At 53.2% G+C, this 20889-nt stretch carries 18 protein-coding genes and 3 pseudogenes; 10 read left to right on the plus strand and 11 right to left on the minus strand.

Translation table 11 applies throughout. The features are described 5' to 3' along the window. The first annotated feature begins 319 nt into the window (after positions 1 to 319). Complete coding sequence (locus DCH402_RS06820) at positions 320 to 1204, plus strand: LysR substrate-binding domain-containing protein (protein WP_040000442.1); 885 nt, start codon at positions 320 to 322, stop codon at positions 1202 to 1204. Here the strand turns inward: DCH402_RS06820 and DCH402_RS22225 are convergent. After that, positions 1195 to 1326, minus strand: a complete 132-nt coding sequence (locus tag DCH402_RS22225; protein ID WP_226051576.1) for a hypothetical protein — start codon at positions 1324 to 1326, stop codon at positions 1195 to 1197. The two genes, DCH402_RS06820 and DCH402_RS22225, sit on opposite strands and share 10 nt — an antisense overlap. Continuing rightward, positions 1278 to 1496 (minus strand): hypothetical protein, encoded by a 219-nt coding sequence (locus DCH402_RS21110; protein WP_071604678.1) that lies wholly within the window; start codon positions 1494 to 1496, stop codon positions 1278 to 1280. Before DCH402_RS21110 ends, DCH402_RS22225 begins: the two co-directional genes overlap by 49 nt. A 380-nt stretch (positions 1497 to 1876) precedes the next feature. Between DCH402_RS21110 and DCH402_RS06825 the strand changes: the two genes are divergently transcribed. Further along, positions 1877 to 3475 (plus strand): methyl-accepting chemotaxis protein, encoded by a 1599-nt coding sequence (locus tag DCH402_RS06825; protein ID WP_040000443.1) that lies wholly within the window; start codon positions 1877 to 1879, stop codon positions 3473 to 3475. On the opposite strand, the gene ggt is transcribed toward DCH402_RS06825, so the two are convergent. Then, the gene (ggt, locus tag DCH402_RS06830; protein WP_040000444.1) at positions 3469 to 5232 is read right to left on the minus strand and encodes a gamma-glutamyltransferase; all 1764 of its coding nucleotides are present in this window, start codon (positions 5230 to 5232) and stop codon (positions 3469 to 3471) included. The genes DCH402_RS06825 and ggt overlap by 7 nt on opposite strands. 184 nt (positions 5233 to 5416) lie before the next feature. Here ggt and DCH402_RS21115 point away from each other — a divergent pair. Next, positions 5417 to 5683, plus strand: a pseudogene (locus DCH402_RS21115) (sulfite reductase subunit beta); the annotation flags it as partial. Between the two features lie 66 nt (positions 5684 to 5749). Here the strand turns inward: DCH402_RS21115 and DCH402_RS06840 are convergent. The 4 genes from DCH402_RS06840 to DCH402_RS06860 form a co-directional block, all read right to left on the minus strand. Then, positions 5750 to 6997: a glycosyltransferase gene (locus tag DCH402_RS06840; RefSeq protein WP_040000446.1), complete on the minus strand. Its 1248-nt coding sequence runs from the start codon at positions 6995 to 6997 to the stop codon at positions 5750 to 5752. A gap of 1123 nt (positions 6998 to 8120) precedes the next feature. After that, entirely contained in the window at positions 8121 to 8765 is a 645-nt protein-coding gene (locus DCH402_RS06850) for an NADPH-dependent F420 reductase (RefSeq protein ID WP_040000448.1), read from the minus strand. A 114-nt stretch (positions 8766 to 8879) separates the two neighbouring features. After that, the gene (locus DCH402_RS06855) at positions 8880 to 9719 is read right to left on the minus strand and encodes a pirin family protein (protein ID WP_040000449.1); all 840 of its coding nucleotides are present in this window, start codon (positions 9717 to 9719) and stop codon (positions 8880 to 8882) included. Continuing rightward, on the minus strand, positions 9716 to 10300 hold the full coding sequence (locus DCH402_RS06860) for an NADPH-dependent FMN reductase (RefSeq protein WP_040000450.1): 585 nt from the start codon (positions 10298 to 10300) through the stop codon (positions 9716 to 9718). Before DCH402_RS06860 ends, DCH402_RS06855 begins: the two co-directional genes overlap by 4 nt. Positions 10301 to 10407: 107 nt before the next feature. On the opposite strand from DCH402_RS06860, the gene DCH402_RS06865 reads away from it, so the two are divergent. From DCH402_RS06865 to DCH402_RS06895, 7 genes and pseudogenes are all read left to right on the plus strand, one after another. Next, positions 10408 to 11325 (plus strand): LysR family transcriptional regulator, encoded by a 918-nt coding sequence (locus tag DCH402_RS06865; RefSeq protein WP_040000451.1) that lies wholly within the window; start codon positions 10408 to 10410, stop codon positions 11323 to 11325. A 42-nt stretch (positions 11326 to 11367) separates the two neighbouring features. Then, a pseudogene (locus tag DCH402_RS06870) lies at positions 11368 to 11838 on the plus strand (transposase); the annotation flags it as partial. Positions 11839 to 12159: 321 nt separating this feature from the next. Beyond that, positions 12160 to 12729: a TetR/AcrR family transcriptional regulator gene (locus DCH402_RS06875; RefSeq protein WP_040003447.1), complete on the plus strand. Its 570-nt coding sequence runs from the start codon at positions 12160 to 12162 to the stop codon at positions 12727 to 12729. Positions 12730 to 13256: 527 nt separating this feature from the next. Next, complete coding sequence (locus DCH402_RS06880; RefSeq protein WP_040003449.1) at positions 13257 to 14258, plus strand: NADP-dependent oxidoreductase; 1002 nt, start codon at positions 13257 to 13259, stop codon at positions 14256 to 14258. A gap of 445 nt (positions 14259 to 14703) precedes the next feature. After that, positions 14704 to 15794: pseudogene (locus tag DCH402_RS06885) on the plus strand (alkene reductase). Positions 15795 to 15874: 80 nt separating this feature from the next. Next, positions 15875 to 16657, plus strand: coding sequence for an SDR family NAD(P)-dependent oxidoreductase (locus DCH402_RS06890; protein ID WP_040000452.1), 783 nt, complete (start codon positions 15875 to 15877; stop codon positions 16655 to 16657). Between the two features lie 298 nt (positions 16658 to 16955). After that, positions 16956 to 17363 (plus strand): SbtR family transcriptional regulator, encoded by a 408-nt coding sequence (locus DCH402_RS06895; RefSeq protein WP_081642138.1) that lies wholly within the window; start codon positions 16956 to 16958, stop codon positions 17361 to 17363. 197 nt (positions 17364 to 17560) lie between these two features. Here DCH402_RS06895 and DCH402_RS06900 read toward each other — a convergent pair whose 3' ends face one another. The 4 genes from DCH402_RS06900 to DCH402_RS06910 all read right to left on the minus strand — a co-directional run bounded on the left by DCH402_RS06900 (position 17561) and on the right by DCH402_RS06910 (position 20837). Continuing rightward, positions 17561 to 18454: an MBL fold metallo-hydrolase gene (locus DCH402_RS06900; RefSeq protein ID WP_040000453.1), complete on the minus strand. Its 894-nt coding sequence runs from the start codon at positions 18452 to 18454 to the stop codon at positions 17561 to 17563. Between the two features lie 401 nt (positions 18455 to 18855). Continuing rightward, positions 18856 to 19089 carry a hypothetical protein gene (locus tag DCH402_RS22850; RefSeq protein WP_196808435.1) on the minus strand — a complete coding sequence of 78 codons (234 nt, stop codon included), beginning with the start codon at positions 19087 to 19089 and terminating at the stop codon, positions 18856 to 18858. Between the two features lie 32 nt (positions 19090 to 19121). Then, positions 19122 to 19910 (minus strand): enoyl-CoA hydratase/isomerase family protein, encoded by a 789-nt coding sequence (locus DCH402_RS06905; protein ID WP_040000454.1) that lies wholly within the window; start codon positions 19908 to 19910, stop codon positions 19122 to 19124. A 30-nt stretch (positions 19911 to 19940) separates the two neighbouring features. Beyond that, entirely contained in the window at positions 19941 to 20837 is an 897-nt protein-coding gene (locus DCH402_RS06910) for an alpha/beta hydrolase (protein ID WP_040000455.1), read from the minus strand. Positions 20838 to 20889 lie beyond the last annotated feature (52 nt).

Consider the following 20889-nt stretch of genomic DNA (forward strand, 5'->3'; position numbering starts at 1 on the left):
TACACAAGACGTTAGTAACACAGTACGTCAAAACGTAATAAATGAATAACTATTCATGTATTAGACGTTGCCGGTAGTAGTACCACAATCGAATTGTTGTCATAATAGCCATGAGAAAAATGCATGGCTTGAGGCTGTTCCTGGTGATTTTATCCTCTGTCAGCGATAAGTTGCTGTGATGATGAGCCGCATGTCTGATGAAATGAGCGGCCGTTAGCATCAGTAATGCAGGATTAACCGGTCAATGGCAGTGCCCATTTTTTTGCATAGTTATGTAATCAATTTACTTATGGCTACCCGCCGGAGGGTATGGCTGAACATGAATAAACGTATCCCGCCGCTGAATGCGCTGCACGCGTTTGTGATCACCGCTCGTCATCTCAATTTCACCCGCGCGGCGGAGGAGCTGTTTGTGACTCAGGGCGCGGTGAGCCGGCAAATCGCCTCGCTGGAAGCGTGGCTGGGGTTTGCGTTATTTCAGCGCCACGCCCGCGGCTTGCGCCTGACTCCGCAGGGAAGTCGGCTCCTGCCGGAGGTCAGCGAGGTGTTCGAGCAACTGTTTCGGGTAACCGACCGGGTACGGGAAGGACGCTCGATCCGCATGAAAGCGCCGACCTGCGCCATGCGCTGGCTGGTGTCGCACCTGATGATGCTGGAACAGTCACGACCGGATCTCCATGTTGCCCTGACCACCACCACCGAGCACGGTGTCGATTTTCGCCATGAAGATTTCGATGTGGCGGTGGTGTTTGCGCCAGAGCGCGCACCCACACAGCATGACGGCAAATTGTTCGACGAGGTACTGTCGCCCGTGCTGGCGCCGCACTTGTTGTTAGCCGGGCAGGCGGCATTGGTGCCGGAACAACTGGCCCGGCTGACGTTGCTGCATCCCACCCATGATCAGCGCGACTGGAAATTGTGGCTAAAAACGCAGGGCATCAGTGAGCAGGTAATGCGCCGCAATCAGCAGTTCGACACCATGGATTTGGCGATCAGCGCGGCGATTCAGGGGTTTGGGATTGCTATAGCCGATGTGACGCTGGTGGCGGAAGATCTTCGCCGCCAGCGATTGACGATGCCGTTTGTCGGCACGGTGAGAACCGGCGCGGCCTATTATCTGGTGCACCGGCCCGGCACTCAGCCGGAATGGCTGACGGATTTTCTGACCAGCTTCACCGCCTGTTTATCGACGGATCAAGGCTGATGCAGCCAGGGTTCACACAGCCTGACCTGGCCTGCGTCGAAATCGACGCTCACACCGATGCCGAGCGGTAGGGTCAACATCGGGTGGGTGTGGCAACAGTCGAAATCCGCCAGTACCGGCAACGGTTGCCCGTCAGCGCACCGGCGCGCAGCCGATAACCGTGCTGTTCAAGAAAGGTTTTTGCCCGGTCAAACCGTGCCGGGGCAAAGTGTGTCGCTGGTGAGGAGGGCGAAAAGAAACCGATCGTGTCGCCCGGGCGCACCGGTGCAGGCAGTAACAGAGTATGAAACATAAATTTCTTTCTCCGAACAGGTGTCACAAAGGGTGATATTCAATCATAAGAATTTCTTTTTAATTAGCGGCCACGATAAAAAATAATTACTGACGTTTTTTTATAAATGGCTGACTTCAATAACATCAATAACGTTTCTCATGCGAAAAGTGGGTTACCGCCATGCAATTCTTCTTTTGAAACGCTATTCCATTCTATTTTGTGCGCCGGCTAAGAAAATTGCTAACCTTCTGTCATTACAAGGTTTTATATATAGTTCATTTCCTGTTTTCGTACAGACAACGCAAAAATACGCCGCCCGGCCTGGCGAATGCGGGATAACGGTATTGTCACTCGAAACATAACAACAGACGACATTACACAGCACAGGGTTAGTAGCCATGAAGATTTCGACACGATTATGGAGTTTCACCGGAATGCTATCGTTAGGCATTCTGATTATGGGCGCTATTGGTCTTTTTACTGCTGAAAAAGCTAATCAGTCGCTCAAAACCGTCTATGAAGATCGCACGGTGGTGCTGGCGCAGTTGGAAAAACTGGAATGGCTGGTGCAGCGTAACCGGGTATTGATCATGGATATGCTGTTATTACCGAATGCACTTAACAAACAACAACGTATTGATGAATTAAACCAGAATATGTCCCATATCGGCCAGGTATGGGCCGAGTACCGTGCGACCTACCTGACGCCGGAAGAAACGCGCCTGGCGGACCAGCTTGCCGAAAACCTGCAACGTTATCACCGGGAGGGCGTACAGCCGACGGATGCGGCAATCCGGGCGGGGCAAACCGATCTGGCGCTACGTCTTTACGACGACAAGGTCAGCGCGCTGGAAAAGCAGGGTCACGCACTGCTGAGTCAACTGGTGACGCTGCAGGTTGAGGTTGCCAGAGACGAGTACACCAGCTCGGTGCAACGTTATCAGTGGCTGAAAACGCTGGCTATTCTGGCGGTACTGGCGGGCATCGGCGGTGCCGCGGTGTTCGGCTGGTTGATGGTGCGCGGTATTGTCCGCAGCCTGTCGCAGGCGCAGGCGGCGGCCGAAGCGGTAGCGAATGGCGATTTAACCTATCCCATCAATGCCCGTGGGCGCGATGAGATTACTACGCTACTGAACACCCTGTCGCATATGCAGGAAAGTCTGGGCCGCATAGTCACGCAGGTGCGGCATGGCGCTGAATCGGTGAGGATGGCCAGCGGCGAAATTGCACACGGTAACCATGACTTGTCTGCCCGTACGGAATCTCAGGCCAGTGCGCTGGAGCAAACGGCGGCTTCCATGGAGCAATTGTCCGCGACGGTGAAACAAAATGCGGATAACGCCCGTCAGGCTAACCAATTAGCCCAGACGGCCAGCCAGGTGGCAGAACAGGGGGGAAGCGTGGTCACGCAAGTGGTCGACACCATGCGCGACATCAATGACAGCGCCCAGCGCATCGCCGATATCATCGGTGTGATCGACGGTATTGCGTTTCAAACCAATATTCTGGCGCTGAATGCGGCAGTGGAAGCGGCACGTGCCGGCGAGCAGGGACGCGGGTTCTCGGTCGTGGCTGGCGAAGTGCGGGCATTGGCGCAGCGCAGCGCAGAGTCGGCGCGGGAGATCAAAACGCTGATTTCCAACAGCGTGGAGCGGATCGAAAGCGGTAGCGCCCTGGCGGATAATGCCGGCCATACTATGCAGGATGTGGTGAATAGTATCCGCCGGGTGACGGATATTATGGGTGAGATCAGCTCCGCCAGCCATGAACAGAGCAGTGGGGTATCGCAAATCGGCGAAGCGGTGGTGAGTATGGAGCGTACTACCCAGCAAAACGCGGCGCTGGTTGAAGAGATGGCGGCCGCGGCGGGAAGCTTGAGCAGTCAGTCCGAGGAATTGGTGCAGGCGGTCGGGGTATTTCGGTTATCGGATCGGGCATCCGGCGCGCGGCCGGACACCCGTGTTGCAGAACAAGAGCTATTGCTGGGGTATCAGTAACCGATGGCGGCGCCAGCCGGTCGACGTGAATCGTTGGCGCCGTACAGATAACCTTCGCGTACCTTGCCGGAAACCGCCGAGTCGTTGCCGGAGTTGGCGGGGATAACGCCTTCCACACCGGGCAACCCGACCATGATCAGTTCAGTCGCGCCCCATGGTGTCTGTTCCACCATCTTATAGCCACGCTCTTTCAGCAGCGCGAGCGTATCGGCGGACAAGCCGCGCTGTTCATAGTACACCTCGTCCGGCAACCATTGATGGTGGATGCGTGGTGCGTCCACCGCTTCTTGCGGCAGCATACCGAAATCGAGAATATTCAGCGCGCTTTGCAGCGTGATGCTGATAATGCGCGACCCACCCGGCGAGCCGATCACCAGGAAGATCTTGCCGTCTTTGGTCACCAGCGACGGGCTCATTGATGACAGCGGGCGTTTGCCGGGCGCAATAGCATTGCGCTCACCCTGGACCAGTCCGTACAGGTTTTTTTCGCCGACTTTGACGGTGAAGTCATCCATCTCGTCGTTCAGGAAGAAGCCGGTGCCGGGGGCTATCACCACCGCGCCGAAACGGCCGTTCACCGTATAGGTGGTAGAGACGGCATTACCCTGACTGTCGACAATCGAGTAGTGGGTGGTTTCCGGTTTTTCATGCGGCTCCATACCGGGCTTGACCTGTTCGGACGGCGTGGCTTTGGTGTCGTCGATTTTTTTGCGGATCTCGGCGGCATACTCTTTGCTCAACAATCGGTCGGTGGGATTTTTGACAAACGCCGGGTCGCCCAGATAGGTGTTGCGATCCATGTAGGCGTGGCGCATGGCTTCGGTCATGACATGGATGGCTTGCGCCGAGTTGAACCCCATGCTCTTCAGGTCGTAGCCTTCGAGAATGTTCAGCGTTTCACACATCGTAATCCCGCCCGAGCTGGGGGGCGGTGACGAGATGAACTGGTAACCACGATAGTTGCAGGTGATGGGTTTGGTTTCGGTAACCCGGTAGTTGGCGAAGTCGGCGGCAGTCAGGATGCCGCCGCCTTTTTTGGCGGCGTCTTCGATTATCTGGGGGATTTTACCCTGGTAGAACGCATCCGGGCCTTTATCCGATATCGCCTGCAATGTGTTGGCTAAATCGGCCTGTACCAGCCGGTCGCCCGGCTGTAAGGCAGAACCGTCCGGGCGCAGGAAAATGCGCGCAGACTCCGGGTCTTGCTTAAACCGTTTGACGGTAGTGTCGAGGATATCGGTGTCGCCGCGGGTCAACACAAAGCCTTCCTGCGCCAGCCTGATGGCGGGCGCCATCACCTGAGCGCGAGTCAGCTTGCCGTACTTTTCGCGTGCGGTTTCCAGCCCCAGCACCGTGCCGGGAACACCCGCCGCCAGATAACCATACAGGCTGGCGTCTTTTTTGACTTTGCCGTCGGCATCCAGATACATGTTGGCAGAGGCGGCGGCCGGCGCGGTTTCACGGAAGTTGATAAATGTGTCCTGACCATCCGCCAGGTGAATCGTCATAAACCCGCCGCCGCCAATGTTGCCGCAACAGGGATTGACGACCGCCTGCGCGTAACCGACGGCGACTGCCGCATCAATGGCGTTGCCGCCCATTTTCAGAATATCGACACCGACTTGTGATGCCAGATGCTGTGAAGTCACCACCATCCCGTTCTTTGCTTCCACTGCGGGTATGGAAACTGCGTGGACGGCACCGCTGACCAGTAATGCCGCCAGACTTAACGGTAGCCGCCATTTTCCTGATGCCATAGAACCCCCTTGTTGTTTTATTGGCGTTGTTGTTAGTGCTGTGTTGGTTGTGTGTTCAGTCATGCATGTCGTATGCCATTTTTACGTTGAACAACATGGCGTTATCAGTGTAACCGCGGCGGCATGTCATGCCCGGAAAATCTTCAGGAATGTGATCGGACAAAATCTTATGCCGTTTCGCATCGAGCGTGATCTCCGTCAGGAGCGTGTTGCTCAGAAGCTGGAGCCGTTGCACACGGTGATGCTGCGTGTTCGCCTGCCCGGCGGCATTATCACGCCGCGCCAGTGGCTGGGCATCGACGCGTTTGCCCGCGACCATACCCAGTACGGCAGTATCCGTATTACCAACCGGCAAACGATACAATTGCGCGCTGTTCTGAAGAACGACATCAAACCGGTGCACCCACTGTTGCACCATCTTGGGTTGGACTCGCGAGCCACGGCAGGCGATGGCTGACCTTTGTCAGGCATCGCCTTCGTGTTAACCGCAAGCTATGTGAGCAGACAAGCGTTCGCGCTAGCTTCGGGCCATGTGTCGGGTGTAGGCATCGTGCACGGTGGTGACGATCTGCTCGCAGACGGCCTGAGTAGGAACACATTGCTGCCGGGTACGTCGACAATTTTCCGCAATATCGGGATCGTCCAGGATCTGGCGTAATTTCTCATCCAGGTTGTCGATATCGCTGTCTTTAAGCCATGTTCCGCATTTCATGGCGGTGACCCGGCGAGCGTTGTCGAACTGATCAAAGGCACTGGGAATAACCAGTTGAGGGATGCCGGCCGCGAAAGATTGCGCCATGGTGCCAATGCCGCCATGATGGAGAATGGCGGCGCACTGATGCAGGTATTGACTCAGGTTGATATGTCGCTCGACACGAATGCCGTCATCGTCGGCTAAATGGTGGTCTAGTTGGCTGATGATCAGACATTGATAACCTCGTTGGCGGGTTTTTTTGACCAGAGAGACGATCAATTCCCGCTTAGTGCTCAATGCCCAGCTCGGCATGAAAATCACGGTAGGCGCACGTGCAATGAAGCGTGCCAACTCATCATCTTGCTGGTTATCCAGCAAATTAAATAATGGAAAACCCACCTGACGGACATGAGCCGGCCAGTCTGGCAACGGGGAGGCAAACCATTCCGGGAACAGGCATAGCAAAGCCGAATCTGAATGATGCGTCCATGATGTCAGAATGCGTTCGATACGCGGTAACTGTAGCTGGCTTCTGAAGTTGTTGATAAAGGGCGCCAGTGTACGGTCAACCAGGTATTTCTCGACAAAATACAAAAACAGGCGGCGCAGACTTATCGGCAGTCGCCGACTCCATGCCAACTGACGATGCTGGGGCGGATCGTAACTGGAGATAAATGTTGAAGGTGTAACACGGACGGGAATGACGCAGCAGCCATGGGTTTCACTGAACATCTTAGCGGAGAACGACCACAGTGATGTGAGGATGACTGAAGAGCTGTCTACCCATGGTTCCAGCGCGTCATAGGCCGGTTTTTGCTGCGCATTCATGTAATTAACCATTTCATTGAAGGCGGAGCGTTGATGCCATAATCGTTGTGAATTAACCGTACGTAAATACTCTTCGCTACTGCCAACCGGAATAAAATGAAGCCCTCTTTCCTTTGCCGTTTTCTCAAAATATGGATTAGTACAAAGGTAAACCTCTAATCCTGCATTCTTTAATGCTTCTCCTATTAAGATGAATGGATAAACATCTCCGGCAGAGCCAAGTGTGGATAAAAATATCCTCATGATTCCCTCCTGTTCGCCAGTATTTCCGACGCATATCTTCCTTGATGTGTAATTTATTACCGTAATTAATCATGACATGGACAATTACGTTTTCACGGATCTCAGCGTTTTTCCTTTACCCCGCATGAGGCTGGTTTGCTGAGGATAGGGCGTCTCGCCTGTTCTGGTAAGACGTCATACCGTAACGGTTACGCTGGGCCGCGATAATAACAATCGACGGGTCAACGTGTTGTCGCGAGTATAGGGGAGGTAGTGTAAGGCTGTACAGGTATTATTTCGGCAGAGGGTTTTAATAGTGATTACACATTGATTTGTTTTTTATATATAAAAATAAAATAGCAAAAAAAGAGATAACAAAATTAAATAATCACGACTTTTTAGGTGTTGAAGAGATTGCGTAATGCTCTGATTAATATTTTATTGATTGATTATCAACCTAAGCGAAAAAAGCAGCTAACTCGTTTCATTTTTGCATTAATTCGGTTGTGATGATGACTATGTTGATCGTGAGTTATGCATTGTTCAGCGAAGATGCCTGACGGGTAACAGCGTCAGGGAGATGCATACCCGACAAAAGAAAATGCCTCGCAACTTTTGTTCCAACTGGCGCGAAGCGCGTTCAAGAGTGCCCCCTTGGGCTGAGCACCGGACAACTGCGTTCCATCCTCAAGAACGAAGAACGGGACACCGCGAATTCCCTGGACCTCGGCCTGCGCTTCTTCACACCTGTCACCGTGTGCCAGAGGCAGCATGCGAAACGCCTGTTTTCCTTAGGTCATGGCTCGCTGGATCGAATCACGCCGCTTTCAATGGCAACATCGGCTCGCGACTGGCTGGATGCCAAGAGCGGCAAGGTTTCCCTGCACACCTATTCAGCCGCAGGGCGAGATCGTGAAGCAGGAAGTCCACGATCTCGCCCTGTGGCTGTGCGACTGCTTGGCAAAAGTTGGCTAAGGGGGCGAGTGTGGCCCCTACTGAAAGTTTCTTGTCAGTCTGGAATCTTTTCAGCTAAATGACGCTACCGCGGGCTATCTGCGCTTTAGGTGGACTGCGCTGCTCACTCAGCTCAGTGCAAGTGCAAAAGAACGGGCACTCTCCTCTCTGGAGAGTGCGCCTTGGATGATCAGATCTTGATGAAGTTGGCACCCGACAGGGGGCCGAACGGAAGCTGAGCCAGGCGACCGCCGACATCCAGCGATCCCAGATCGACAGAGAAGTAGCCGATGGCATCCAGGATCTTCTTCACTTCCGCTTTCGCGGCCACGTCGTCGCCGGAGTAGAACTGCACGCGCCGCCCACCGGAGACCTCGGGCTGTCCCAGCACGTTCACATCCAGATGGTTCAGCGCCTTGACCACGCGGGCACCCGGCACGAAATCACGGAAGACTTCGCTGGAGTACTTGCCACCGAGATCGATGGGCTTGATGCCATAGGCAGCCAACGGATTGCTCGCATCGTTGCGTTCGGGCGAATCCAGGTCGAGGAAGGCGACGGGGTTGGTGCCATCGATGACGATGCGCCCATTCCAGTCAGGCAGGTCGGCCAGCGCCTGGCCCAAGTCCACCCAACGCACCGCTATGAGGACGACGTCTGCTGCTGCGGCCTCTGCTACCGTACCCGCCTTGATGGAGGGACCCAGCTCAGCGACCAACGATGCGAGCGACTCCGGACCGCGTCGGGTCGAGATAATGGCTGACTGGCCGCTTTTTGCCAGGGCGCGTGCCACGTTGGAGCCGAGACCGCCTGAGCCAATGATGCCGATAGTCATGATTCTTTCCTTATTTGATAAGAGGCCCGGGCACGAATCGCTCGGCACCTGAAATGTTTGATTGAACACTAACGCCCCGACTTGAACGCGCAGGGCGGCCGAACGAGGTGGACTTTAGGAAAGCCGCCCCGCCTTTTGCAACTCCTGCCTTATGCGTTGGATCCCGGTCTCGCCGCGAACCAGAGCCTCCTTGCTGGTGTGCACTGAGTAGTACCCCAACACCAGATCATGGGGATGAGGCACGGCCGACCCGAGCACAAAACTCGTATCTTCCTGCGCGACGAAGTCGATGGTCTCGCCGGAAGGTTCAAACCCCACGAGCTCGCCGGCCTCCATCGACTCGTCTGTAGTCAAACGCCCGGTCGCTAACGCTACCCACGTCACGGTATGGCCTTGCGGCGGCGTGTACGACCACTGTTCGCCCTTGCGCAGACGAACACCCAGATAGGTCATGCCTGCAGGCAGTTCCGCGGCACTGTGCGCCCCGCCATATTCGCCAACCAGTACACGCGCTGGCCCCACCTGAGGCACTTGCGTCGGCGCGAGGTATTGGCTGCGCGCTGGCCCGTTTTCTTGCGCGGCAGGCAGCGCCACCCAGAGCTGAAAACCGCGCCCCATCTTCCCGCCGACTGGTGCGCCGGTATGCCATACCCCACCGCCCGCTACCATCACTTCGACGCCGCCAGCGGGCAGTACGCCGGCTTCGCCTGTTGAGTCCTCGTAGCGAATGTCCCCTTCGTCCATGAAGGTCACAGTCGCGATGCCGGAGTGCGGATGCATTGCGAAATTCTGGTTGGTGCCATCGGGGCGGAAGTGCACCAGGTCCAGGAATACGAAAGGTTTCAGGTGCCGTCCCAGATCCGAGGGGGTCATCAGGCGCGTGACGGGACCGTGCGTGGAGCCACGGGTACGGTGCATGACCGAGCGCCCCCGAGTTGCGAGTACGGCGCTCATGCCGTGATCCTTGCGGACTTGAGTGCCTTGGCCCACCAGGCCAGGTCGTCCAGCATGTCGCCGGCTGCTTGCGCAAGATGCGGGAAGTCCCCGAACTGCTGGCTCTGCTGCCAGACGCCCATGAACTCCACCATGCCGATATGCACGGCATTGCGCACCGGTACCATCTGCAACTCGACCGCGACCAGTCGCAGTTGTTCAACGGCTCGCGCAGCGCCCACGCTGCCATAGCCGACGAAGGCGATCGGCTTGCGGGCGAATTCCTTGTACGCATAGTCGAAGGCATTCTTCAGCACTGCGGTCGGACCGTGGTTGTACTCTGGGGTCACGACGATCAGGCCATCGAAGGTATCAAGCTTCTGCGCCCAGCGTTGCGCTTCCTCGTTGCTCACCGGGCCCCAGGCAGGAGACACCGACTCCGCAAAATACGGTAGCGGATGGTCGCGCAAATCGACCAGCTCAACGCTCAGGTCTGTGCGTTGTTTGGCGATGTTGTGAATCCACTGCGCGGGCTTGTCGCCAAAACGGCCCTCTCGCGTAGAACCGATGATGATGCCGATACGGGGTTGAGCAGCACTCATGACAAAGTCTCCAGTGGTTGACGATGTATGTACTTTATTCCTGCTCGCATTGATTGAATAGATGGTTTAATGTGAGTGAACTCGTCCATATTTATAACTAATCATCGATGCTAGACCTTAACCATGTAGCTATATTCGTCCACGTTGTGCATTGCGGCAGCTTTGCCGAGGCCTCACGGCGCCTGGGCGTGCCACCCAACACCCTCAGCCGCCGCGTACAGCAGTTGGAAGAACAACTGGGCACGCGCCTGATGCAACGCACGACCCGCCACCTGGCGCTCACGGCTGCGGGGCAGGCGTTCCATGACCGCTGCGCCAATGCTGTGGATGGGCTGTTCGACGCCGGCCGGGAGTTGACCTCTGGCAACGACGAGCCCAGTGGCCTGGTTCGGGTGGCCGCGCCAGCCGACTTTTTCGATTTCTTCCCCATGGAATGGATGAACGAGTTCATGGCCGCGTATCCACGGGTGCGCCTGGACTTCGTACTCAGCGACGGCAGGGCTGACTTGATCGCCGAGCGCATCGACGTGGCCGTCCGGGGAGGGATACTGGAGGATTCAAGCTTCTTTGCGCGCAAGGTTTTTGACGAGGGGACGGATGGGTTGGTGGCCAGCCCGGCGTATCTAGCCGCACGTGGTACGCCTCAAACGCTGCAGGAGTTAGCCGACCATGATTGCCTGTTCTTCAGCCACCCCAGTGGCCAGGGTGTTTGGCGCTTGACAGCGGCAGACGGAAGCGAGAGCGAGGTGCATGTGGCGGGACGCTTCAGCGCCAATACGGCGCAGGCTTTGCGCAAAGCGGCGCTGTCTGGCTTCGGTATTGCACTGCTTCCGTCTACCATAACCATAGACGGCCTCAAGTCCGGCGCGCTCACGCGTGTGTTGCCCCAGTACTCCCGGAAGGGCCACTGTCTGAATCTCGTGTACCCCAGTCGACATCATCTGCCACCGGCGGTCTCCGCATTCATCGACATGGTCGCGAACAAGTTGGTGAGCAGCGCCATGCTGACCCGAATGTCTCTCTGAACGCGATTTTTGCGGACTGAAATGTGCAGATGTCACCAACGCCCGTGGCAGGAATGGCTGGAAGAGCAGCGTAAAAATAGTAATTACAATGCCCGGCAGCTATGGCGAGAAATGGTTGAAGCTGGCTTTACCGGCAGTGACACGACCGTCAGGGATGTTGTCGCTAAGTGGCGTAAACAAGTTGACGGCTCGGTTACCGCGCCGGGACGCCTTCCCTCTGCATCCCGGGTCAGTCGCTGGTTGATGCCCTGGCGAATGGTCAAAGGAGAAGAAAACTGTGCGTCCCGGTTCATCAGGTCAATGTGCGAAAAAGAACCGCAACTTAAAATGGCGCAACAGCTGTCACTCGACTTCTACCAGATGCTGAAAACGAAGAATAAATCCCAGTTAAATCAGTGATTCGCTGACGTCAGTCAGAGTGGGCTCATTGACCTTCAGCGCGTTGCGGCCGGGATGGAGGCTGATGCAACAGCAATACGCGAAGCGATAAGCAGCAGATGGAGTAACGGCGTATTCTGTAAAACGTAGTTTCATCTATCGAGACATATCCTGAACCCTGTAAGCTCAAATCGGTGTGAGCAGCAGGATGTGGTTGCCTGATTGAGTGAGTTGTCGCGCTTTAAAAGGCATGATTTATCTCCTGTCTGTTGGTGCATTTAGCGGATATCACAAATATTAATGTAATGAATATAGTCACTTGTAATATCGCGACACCGAACCGCAACATGTTTTTTTATGATGATGATTAAAATCAAAAATACGACATCTTTGATTATGAGTGACATCAATGTAGAATATAGGGCTGAGTATTTACGCATAGAGGGGATGGCTAACATGAAAGTCACCAAAGCACAGGTGCAGGCGAACAGAGCACATATCGTCGAAACAGCTTCGATGTTATTCCGGGAAAAAGGCTACGACGGCGTAGGCGTGGCGGATCTCATGGCGGCGGCGGGCTTCACCCATGGCGGATTTTACAAACATTTCGACTCCAAAGCCGATCTGATGGCGGAAGCGGCTGCATGCGGTTTTTCACAATCCGAAATAAAAATGGATGGGGTAGAGATTGTCGATTTCGTCAAGCATTATCTTTCGCGGGAACACCGGGATGGACGAAATAAAGGCTGTACTATGGCCGCTTTGTGTAGTGATGCCGCTCGTCAGAATGAAACGATTAAAGCGACATTTGCTGAAGGTATAGAAAGCCAACTCTCTCTGTTAGGTGGTGGAAATGTCGCTGATGGCAATGTGGATATGCGGACAAAAATTATCAACACATTAGCTCATTCAGTAGGTGCAGTCATTTTGTCACGATCCTGTCCTGATGACTCGCCACTGGCAGACGAAATTCTGGACGTTTGTTGCCGGGAGATTCTTTCGCGGTTGGCATCAAAAGATAGCTAATTAGAAAAAGCGATATTGCGCGCTCACTCCGATAAATCCCATTGACGGCACCGGCTTTTGACCGGTGTGCGCAGTCCCTGATGAGTCATTTCTTGTAGTTATAAAGAGACTGTGTTGAGGTGGATATTGATGCATTAAGCGCGCTACTGTTATCTGGAACGTTCGCAATTAGCCCTGCATGTCCACTCGCCATAAAGACGACAAAAAATAATTAATTTAAAATAAAACAAAGAGTAAGCTTTCTCTTTCGTTCTCGTTGAGGGCGTACTAGCGACTTCGTCTCTGCTGGTATTTTCCGTGGTTAACCAAAGTAAAGATGACGGTCATCATTTTATTTTTTTACGACAGTTTGATTATGATCGACATCAATGTATAGTGATGATACGACCTGAACGCAGCAGCATTAAATGAACATCCTGGTGATTAGCATGTCTCGGCGTTGTTCAACTGACTCCATATTGATTGCATACAAAAATTGTGTTTATGCAGCATAAGGTTAACCAAAATCCCTATAGGTGATGACGAATATGAAAGCACTCATGTTCAAGGAATATGGCAAGGCCGATAGCATTACATTCTACGAAATTCCGGTTCCTGAAATTCAGCCGAACGACATTCTTGTGAAGGTTCACGCGGTAGGGCTAAACCCAATCGATTACATGATCCCAAAAGGAACATTTAAGCCGGTGCTTAAGTTTGCTCTCCCCGCCACAGTTGGCAGCGATCTTGCGGGAGTGGTTGAATCAGTTGGCAGCCGTGTAACTCGTTTCAAACCGGGAGACGCCGTTTTTGCCAGCATCTTCGATATGGGTATAGGGGCACTGGCAGACTTTGCTGTTGTTCCCGAAAGGGCGGCAGCGCACAAACCCGTAAACCTCGACTTTGTGCAGGCTGCTTCCATTCCCATGGTAGGACTCACATCATGGCAGGCGTTAAAAGAACGTGCACACCTGAAGCCAGGGCAAAAGGTTTTCATACCAGCGGGTTCAGGTGGGATTGGATCGTTTGCTATTCAACTGGCTAAACAACTTGGTGCAACGGTAGGTACAACGACAAGTACGGGCAATCTGGAGATGGTTCGGCGTTTGGGAGCGGATGAAATAATAGATTATAAGAAGCAGGAGTTTGAGGATATTTTACAAGGTTATGATGTAGTGCTTGGGACGGTGAGAGGCGACCATATTCAGAAGTCGCTCAATATATTAAAACCCCATGGCCGTGTTGTATCGCTAATCGGTCCTCTTGATGCAGCCTTTGCCCATGCACGAGACATGAATTTTCTGATGAAATTTATCTTTAAGCTGATGAGTTGGAAAATTATCCGTCTCGCTAAAAAGCGGGACATACAGTATTCATTCCTGTTTGTACATACTGATGGTATGCAGCTCGAAGAGATCTCTGAATTTCTTGAGGCAGGAAAGATTCATCCTGTAATTGATAAGGTATTTTCATTTGAGGATGCCAAACAGGCGCTGGCGTATCTTGAAACTGGTCGGGCCAAGGGAAAGGTGGTCGTTAAACTGATATGAAACATTATTCATGAATATATCTTTTAAATAAAAATAGACCTCAACTCATTCGAATTTTGGAAAAAAGTGCGAGCCGTTTTGAACGGCTCGTTTGGTATGGCGCAACCGCTAAAGCGGAGCGTTAAGCGAATTCGCTGTATCAGTAAGCTATTCAAATAGCGTCGGCCTAATTAAACAGGCTGACGCCTCTCATCTCATTCTGACATATTCAGAAACCTGCCTTTGCATTGAAAAGTACTTTTTGAAGGAAAGTTTACGCGGGCTCTCGCCGTGCTTTAACCATATCCAGGCGCTAAATTGTGTGTTGTTTATTTTATAAATAATTGATTTTAAAGTTTAAATTATCGTAAACAATTTATTGATTATGATTGTAATCAATGATGTTGACTTTATTGATTATGGTTGTCATCATAAATGAACGATACAAAACAGGAAGGAAAGTAAAATGACAGATAACAGTTTATTTCAGCCTTACAAACTGGGTTCTCTGATATTAACGAATCATATTGTAATGGCTCCGCTTACACGTAACCGTGCCGGTTCAGGCCTTGTTCCCGGTGAATTTGCTGCGACTTACTATGCGCAACGCGCTTCCGCAGGCTTGTTAATTACTGAGGCGACACAGATTTCGGCACAGGCTCAGGGGTATCAGGATACACCCGGCCTTTATACAGAGGAGCAAATCAAGGGGTGGCGCAAAGTCACTGATGCGGTTCGTGCCAAAGGCGGACGGATATTTGTGCAGTTGTGGCATGTAGGACGGGTTTCCCACGTTGATCTGCAACCTAAAGGTGCTGCGCCAGTTGCGCCTTCAGCTATTCGTGCCGAGACAAAAGTTTTTGTTAACAATGGTTTTCCGAGGCATCAGAGCCGCGTGCTCTGGAGCTTGATGAGATCCGGTCCATCGTCGAGGATTTTCGTAAGGCGGCATCCAACGCCATGGCTGCCGGTTTTGACGGCGTAGAGATTCACGGTGCTAATGGCTATTTGCTTGAACAGTTTATTAAAGATGGTGCTAACAAGCGTACAGATACCTACGGGGGATCAATCGCTAATCGTGCCCGGCTATTACTGGAGGTGACAGCCGCTGTTGCTAAAGAGATTGGTGCAGAACGCACTGGTGTGCGTATTTCACCTGTTTCTCAGGTTAATGGGATTTCCATCAGTGACTCTCAAGAGCAGTACGATTACATCGTAGATCAGCTTAATACTCTGGGTATCGTATACATTCATGTTGTTGAAGGCGCGACAGGCGGCTCTCGCGAGAATATTCCGTTCAATTACGACTCTCTGCGTCAGCGGTTTAAGAATACCTATATAGGCAATAACGGCTATGATCTGGATTTGGCCAAAAAACAGTTCGCCGAAGGTAAGGTTGACCTCTTTGCCTTCGGGCGTCCTTTCATTGCTAATCCGGATTTGGTTGAACGTTTAAAAACCGGTGCGCCTTTGGCACCAATTAACCCTGCAACACTTTATGGCGGGGGAGCCGAAGGGTATACCGATTATCCTTCCTTAGTTAATACCGATATCTGATAACAGCGAGTATTTTGATACTAATTTGCTGTGAAATATTACTTATACCAAATTCATTTCAATATTAGAGAGATATAAATATGACAACCAAGTCTTCTGTTTTGATCACCGGCGCTTCCACTGGGATTGGCGCGACCTATGCAGAGCGCTTTGCCCAACGCGGCCATGATTTAGTGTTGGTTGCACGTGATAAAGCCCGGATGGAAGCTCTTGCTACTCGTTTAAACCAGGAATATGGGGTTGTTGTCGACGTTCTTCCTGCTGATCTGACTCAATCTGATGAACTGGCGATAGTCGAAGAACGCCTGAAAGCTGATTCAAAAATCGAAACTCTTATTAATAATGCCGGAATAGCACAATCGGGATATTTTCTTGATCAGACTCCAGACTCTATTAACAGGCTTATTGCTCTTAATATAACTGCTCTGACACGCCTCTCCAGCGCCATTTCTCCACGCTTAGTACAAAATGGTAAAGGAGCAATCGTTAATATCAGCTCGGTAGTCGGTCTGGCACCTGAATTCAATATGTCAGTATATGGCGCAACCAAAGCCTTTGTCCTCTTTCTTTCTCAGGGAATGAACCTGGAATTGTCACCCAAAGGGGTTTATGTGCAGGCGGTTCTTCCCGCCGGAACCTATACCGAGATCTGGGAGCGCGCAGGCGTCGATATCAGTTCCTTCGCCAAGATGATGGAAGTCGGTGCTCTGGTGGATGCTGCGTTGGTCGGCTTTGATCGTCGAGAACTTGTAACAATTCCGCCCCTGCAAAATGATGAATACTGGAAAGCGCTTGATCAAGCACGACAGGCGTTGGTTTCTGACATCCGGCAGGCTGACGTTGCAGAACGGTATCGAGCCTAACTGTAAGAGTGTAGTGGGGCTTAGCAGCCAGGCGGAAATTTGATCAAACTGCTGAGATGAAATGAGAAAAGATGGGGAATCAGATGTTTTCGTTTAAGCGAAACGCTGCCTGCTGACGTACTACCAATTGACTCCTGCATGGTTTTTTTAAAGATTTCGTGCGCCCACTGCGCACGAAATTACAAGCCAACCAGTGCTTATGGCTAGGGTCAGCTCAATCTGCGAGTTGATCCGGCTAATATCCAACAGTCACGGGCGCATTTTTTATCGTAACTTTCCCTCACAGGAAATATTAGTGATGGAGGTTTATCGCTATGAGATGTTGCAGGTCGCAAAATTTGCTGAGCACTTGCTCCAGACTCGTCAGCCAGACCAGGCATTGAGGGAGTGGATAAATCGCCTTGCCGAGTACGCCATAACCAAAGCTGGCTTGGCCAATGCAATTCGTGAGGTATCACTCACGCAGGACTGTCCGGGAAATGCGGGCTATGCCCCGATAATCGCTGCAGCGCAATTACTACTCGATGCAAATAAGAAGGCTGGAACAATCCACGCCGGCGTTACCACTGGCGACTTTTTCCTTGCAATTGCAGGGATCTGGCAGCTCGATTTTAATGACGATTGGAAACCACGGCTAACCTGGCTCATCGATATCGTTATGACGGGACTGTGCGCGGGAGCGCCACTTCGTGATGTTTCTCAGTAGATATTACTTCCGGTAACGTAGCAGAAGCCTCACGCCTCATGGGATGCTCGTCATACTTCACGTTGCAGGTGCGTTGGCTTTCTTACTCGGCCCATCAATGGGCCTCGCCCTACGAGCCAACGCGTTGCGTTATTCAAAACGCAACGCGTGGTGTTGTCCTGCAGCTCGAATTATTTTGGGTATAATTGTGATAAGAGTTATTGAGCTAAAAACTTAGCGGAGGCTCTTTCTACGCTAAAGAAAAGCTCTGCATCTGGATATTTTATTTTCATGCGGTTTTGAAATTCGGCGCGACTGCTTGATTTGGAAAGTTCTTCTTCAAAAACCAAAAGATATTGTTTTGTGAAATAAATTGCACTGTAGGCGTCAAGTTTTTTATTCGGAAAATTATGCCCTGGAATAACGATTTTAGGGTTTTGTTTTGCAAGCGCATCGAGATTTTGAACCCAGCGTTTTCGGCTCTCAGGCGTCGTTTCGACGGTATAGACGTGCATTTGGTCATAGGCCATGTCACCGACTACCGCGACACGCTCTTTTGGGAACCAAAGGTAGGAGTTCTCATCGGTATCCCCCTGAAGATGTTTATGAATCTCGATTTTTGTACCTTCAATACTGAGTTGGTCTCCATCGTATCTGGTTATGGGAATTTCACGGGTAGCAGCCTTTGACGACAGTATCCCATGCCACTTTTCAAGCTTGGCCTTGTATACCTCATCTATACGGCTCGCGACCTTAGGGTTAGCTAAAATCTCCACTTGTGGAAAAGCGTCCTTGAAGACCTCCAACCCCAAAAAATGATCAGCATGTTCGTGAGTGATATAAATCTGCTTAAGATTCTTTTTGAGCGATCGTATCAAATCGAGGACTTTAAGCGCATTCGCTCGAGTAAGTTGCGCATCAATCAGCAGGAGTTCTTTATCCCCCTCAACAATCACCGAGTTATCAAAAAAGCCATCGTCTTCTGAAGTGAATACATGAAAAGTCAGATCGGAAACGTTGACTGATTGGCTGGCGAAAACTGTTCCAGCTGTGAGAGTAAGGGTGCAAAGCATCAGGAGGTTTTTTATAATTCCATTTATTTTCATATACATATAACGTTCCTATAGAATTGTTTTCACAAGGTCATCATGGAACGATAAGTACAAGATGTCAAGATCTTTGGCCTGTTGCCGATTCCATAACTGATTAACATGGGCGAAGCTGTCGAATCGGCGGTATCGTATATCGCATCCTGCAGGGAAAAGCGGCAGGGTCGAGTGAACCATCTCTGAAGACGGAGATTCAGGGTTGGCCCTGCCGTTGTGGGGGCCAGATGGTAGATCCGTTGTGGCTGTCAAATCAGAAGTGAGCGGTGTCGGATCGGAGCCACATGAGCCCCACGCCGGAGAAACGCACGAGACATCCGTTTCAAGTCAACTTCGCGGCCTCGTTTCCAGGAACTGGGCCGCTTCGTCTTTCTTACTTGTTTACTCAGGGCATAGAAAGGTTGATGTCAGAGACCAGCTTTCCACCGCCGAAGCTCATGCTCTCCAGGGGAATAGCCTGCATTATAAGGGTGACATCGTCCTGGCTGACGCCAGCCTTTTCTACTGACATCCTGAACCAGTCCCTTCAGCGCCCACAGTGCGCTACCCGTCACGATAGCGGTGCTGAGCGTTTCATGCCTTTTCTTCCAGCGCGCCAATCCCCCATTCGCCTCGACCACCCGTGTCAGCAATTCGGGCATGTTCCGCTCCCTGACAGGGCTTGCGTGGCGGATCAATAGCCCTTGAATTCGAGCATCGGGCGCGGCGTGCCGGCCTTTAGGGCTTTGATAGCCGAAGCAAGCCCGTCCTTCACGTCTTCCGTCTCGAACAAGGGCATGGCGATGTTGAACATCACATCGTCGGCCGTCTGGACACCGCCGTTAGCCCAGGCGCGCAGCAAGGCCTTGTGGGCGGCGTGGGCGCGTGTCGGGCCGTGCACGAACTTCGCGGCGAAGGCATGCGCCTCTGCAAGCAGCTCGGCATCGGCGACGACGCGGTTGATCACGCCGAAGCGCTCCATCGTCGCGGCAGGGACGCGCTCGGAAGTCAGCGCCCATTCCATGGCACGTGCGCGTCCTGCGCGTTCGGCGACGCGATAGATGCCGCCCAGCAGGGTCACGAGGGCAAGCGACTGTTCCGGATGGCAGAACGTTGCGCTTTCGGCGGCAAAGATGACATCGGCGCGCAACGCCAGTTCAAAACCACCGCCGGCACATAAGCCGTGCACCACCGCAATGACAGGCAAGGGCAGGCGTTCGAAGCGATTGAAGACATCCATGTAACCCTCGAAGCGCGCACGCAACTGGCGGGGGGTGTCGTCGGGCCAGGGCATGATGTCGCCGCCAAAGCTGAAGTTCTCGCCTTCGGCGCGCACCAGTACGACGCGTGCATCACTGCGTTCGATCGCATTGATCGCTGTAGCCAGTTCGTCAACCATCTGGTCGCCGATGCGGTTTTGCGGCGAGCGAGCGAGAATGATCGTGGCAATGCCATGATCGATGGTATGGGTGAGATGAGACATGCCGGACTCCTGTGTTGTCGTAAGTTGAGGTTACGCGAGGTGTTCCTTGAACCAGTCCAGCGCGGCGGCACTGGATTGATCGAATCTGGTGGTGTACGGATCGAAGTGGCCGCCGGGGATCGTCACGAGGCGCTTCGGCTCAAGGGCGCGCTCGTAGGCGGCCAGCTCGAGATCGGTCAGCGTGATCGTGTCCTGCAGCGCGACGATCATCAGCAGCGGCGTGGGAGACACGCGCGCAATCCACGTGCCCGGTTCGTACATGCGCGCGGCGCGCGTCGAGCGCACCGTGACGCTGTTTTCCCAGACGCCGTCGGGCACGGGCTGCAGATAGAACTCGACGGCATCCTTGGCGCGGTACGAAGCAGGGATGGTAGGATCGGCGCTGACGATCGTCTGTCGGTGCGGCGACTCACCGCGTGCTTGCGCGCGCTCGTCCGCCGCGAAGGCGTCTTCAATGGCGGCAACGGCGTCGGGCGGAATACGGCGCAGTCCTTGCTCGAAGCCGCTGATCGTCGGCACCTGCGCGACGACCGCGCGCAAGCGGCGTTCGGTTGCGCCAAGCACGAGCGCGTGACCGCCGGAATAGCTCGTGCCCCACAAGCCGATGCGCTTCGCGTCGACGACGTCCTGATGTTCCAGGAAGCTGATCGCGCGCCGCCAATCGGCGATCTGGCGCCATGGGTCGATATCCTGGCGCGGCGTGCCATCGCTGGCACCGAAGTTGCGGTGATCGTGCAGGAGGACGACAAAGCCATTCGAGGCGAATTTCTCGGCGAATCGCTCCAGGCCGTGCTCCTTCACGCCGGCATAGCCATGCGCCATGGTGATGGCGGGATAAGGGCCGGTACCGCCGGTGGGCACATAGAGCCAGCCGCGTAGTGTGACACCGCCCTCGGCTTCAAATGAGATATCGGTACGTTGAAACATGGGAGTTCTCCTTGTAGAAAAATGTCAGGCGGCGCCGTAAAAGTGACTGGCA

Source organism: Dickeya chrysanthemi NCPPB 402, from assembly GCF_000406105.1.
GTDB lineage: Bacteria > Pseudomonadota > Gammaproteobacteria > Enterobacterales > Enterobacteriaceae > Dickeya > Dickeya chrysanthemi.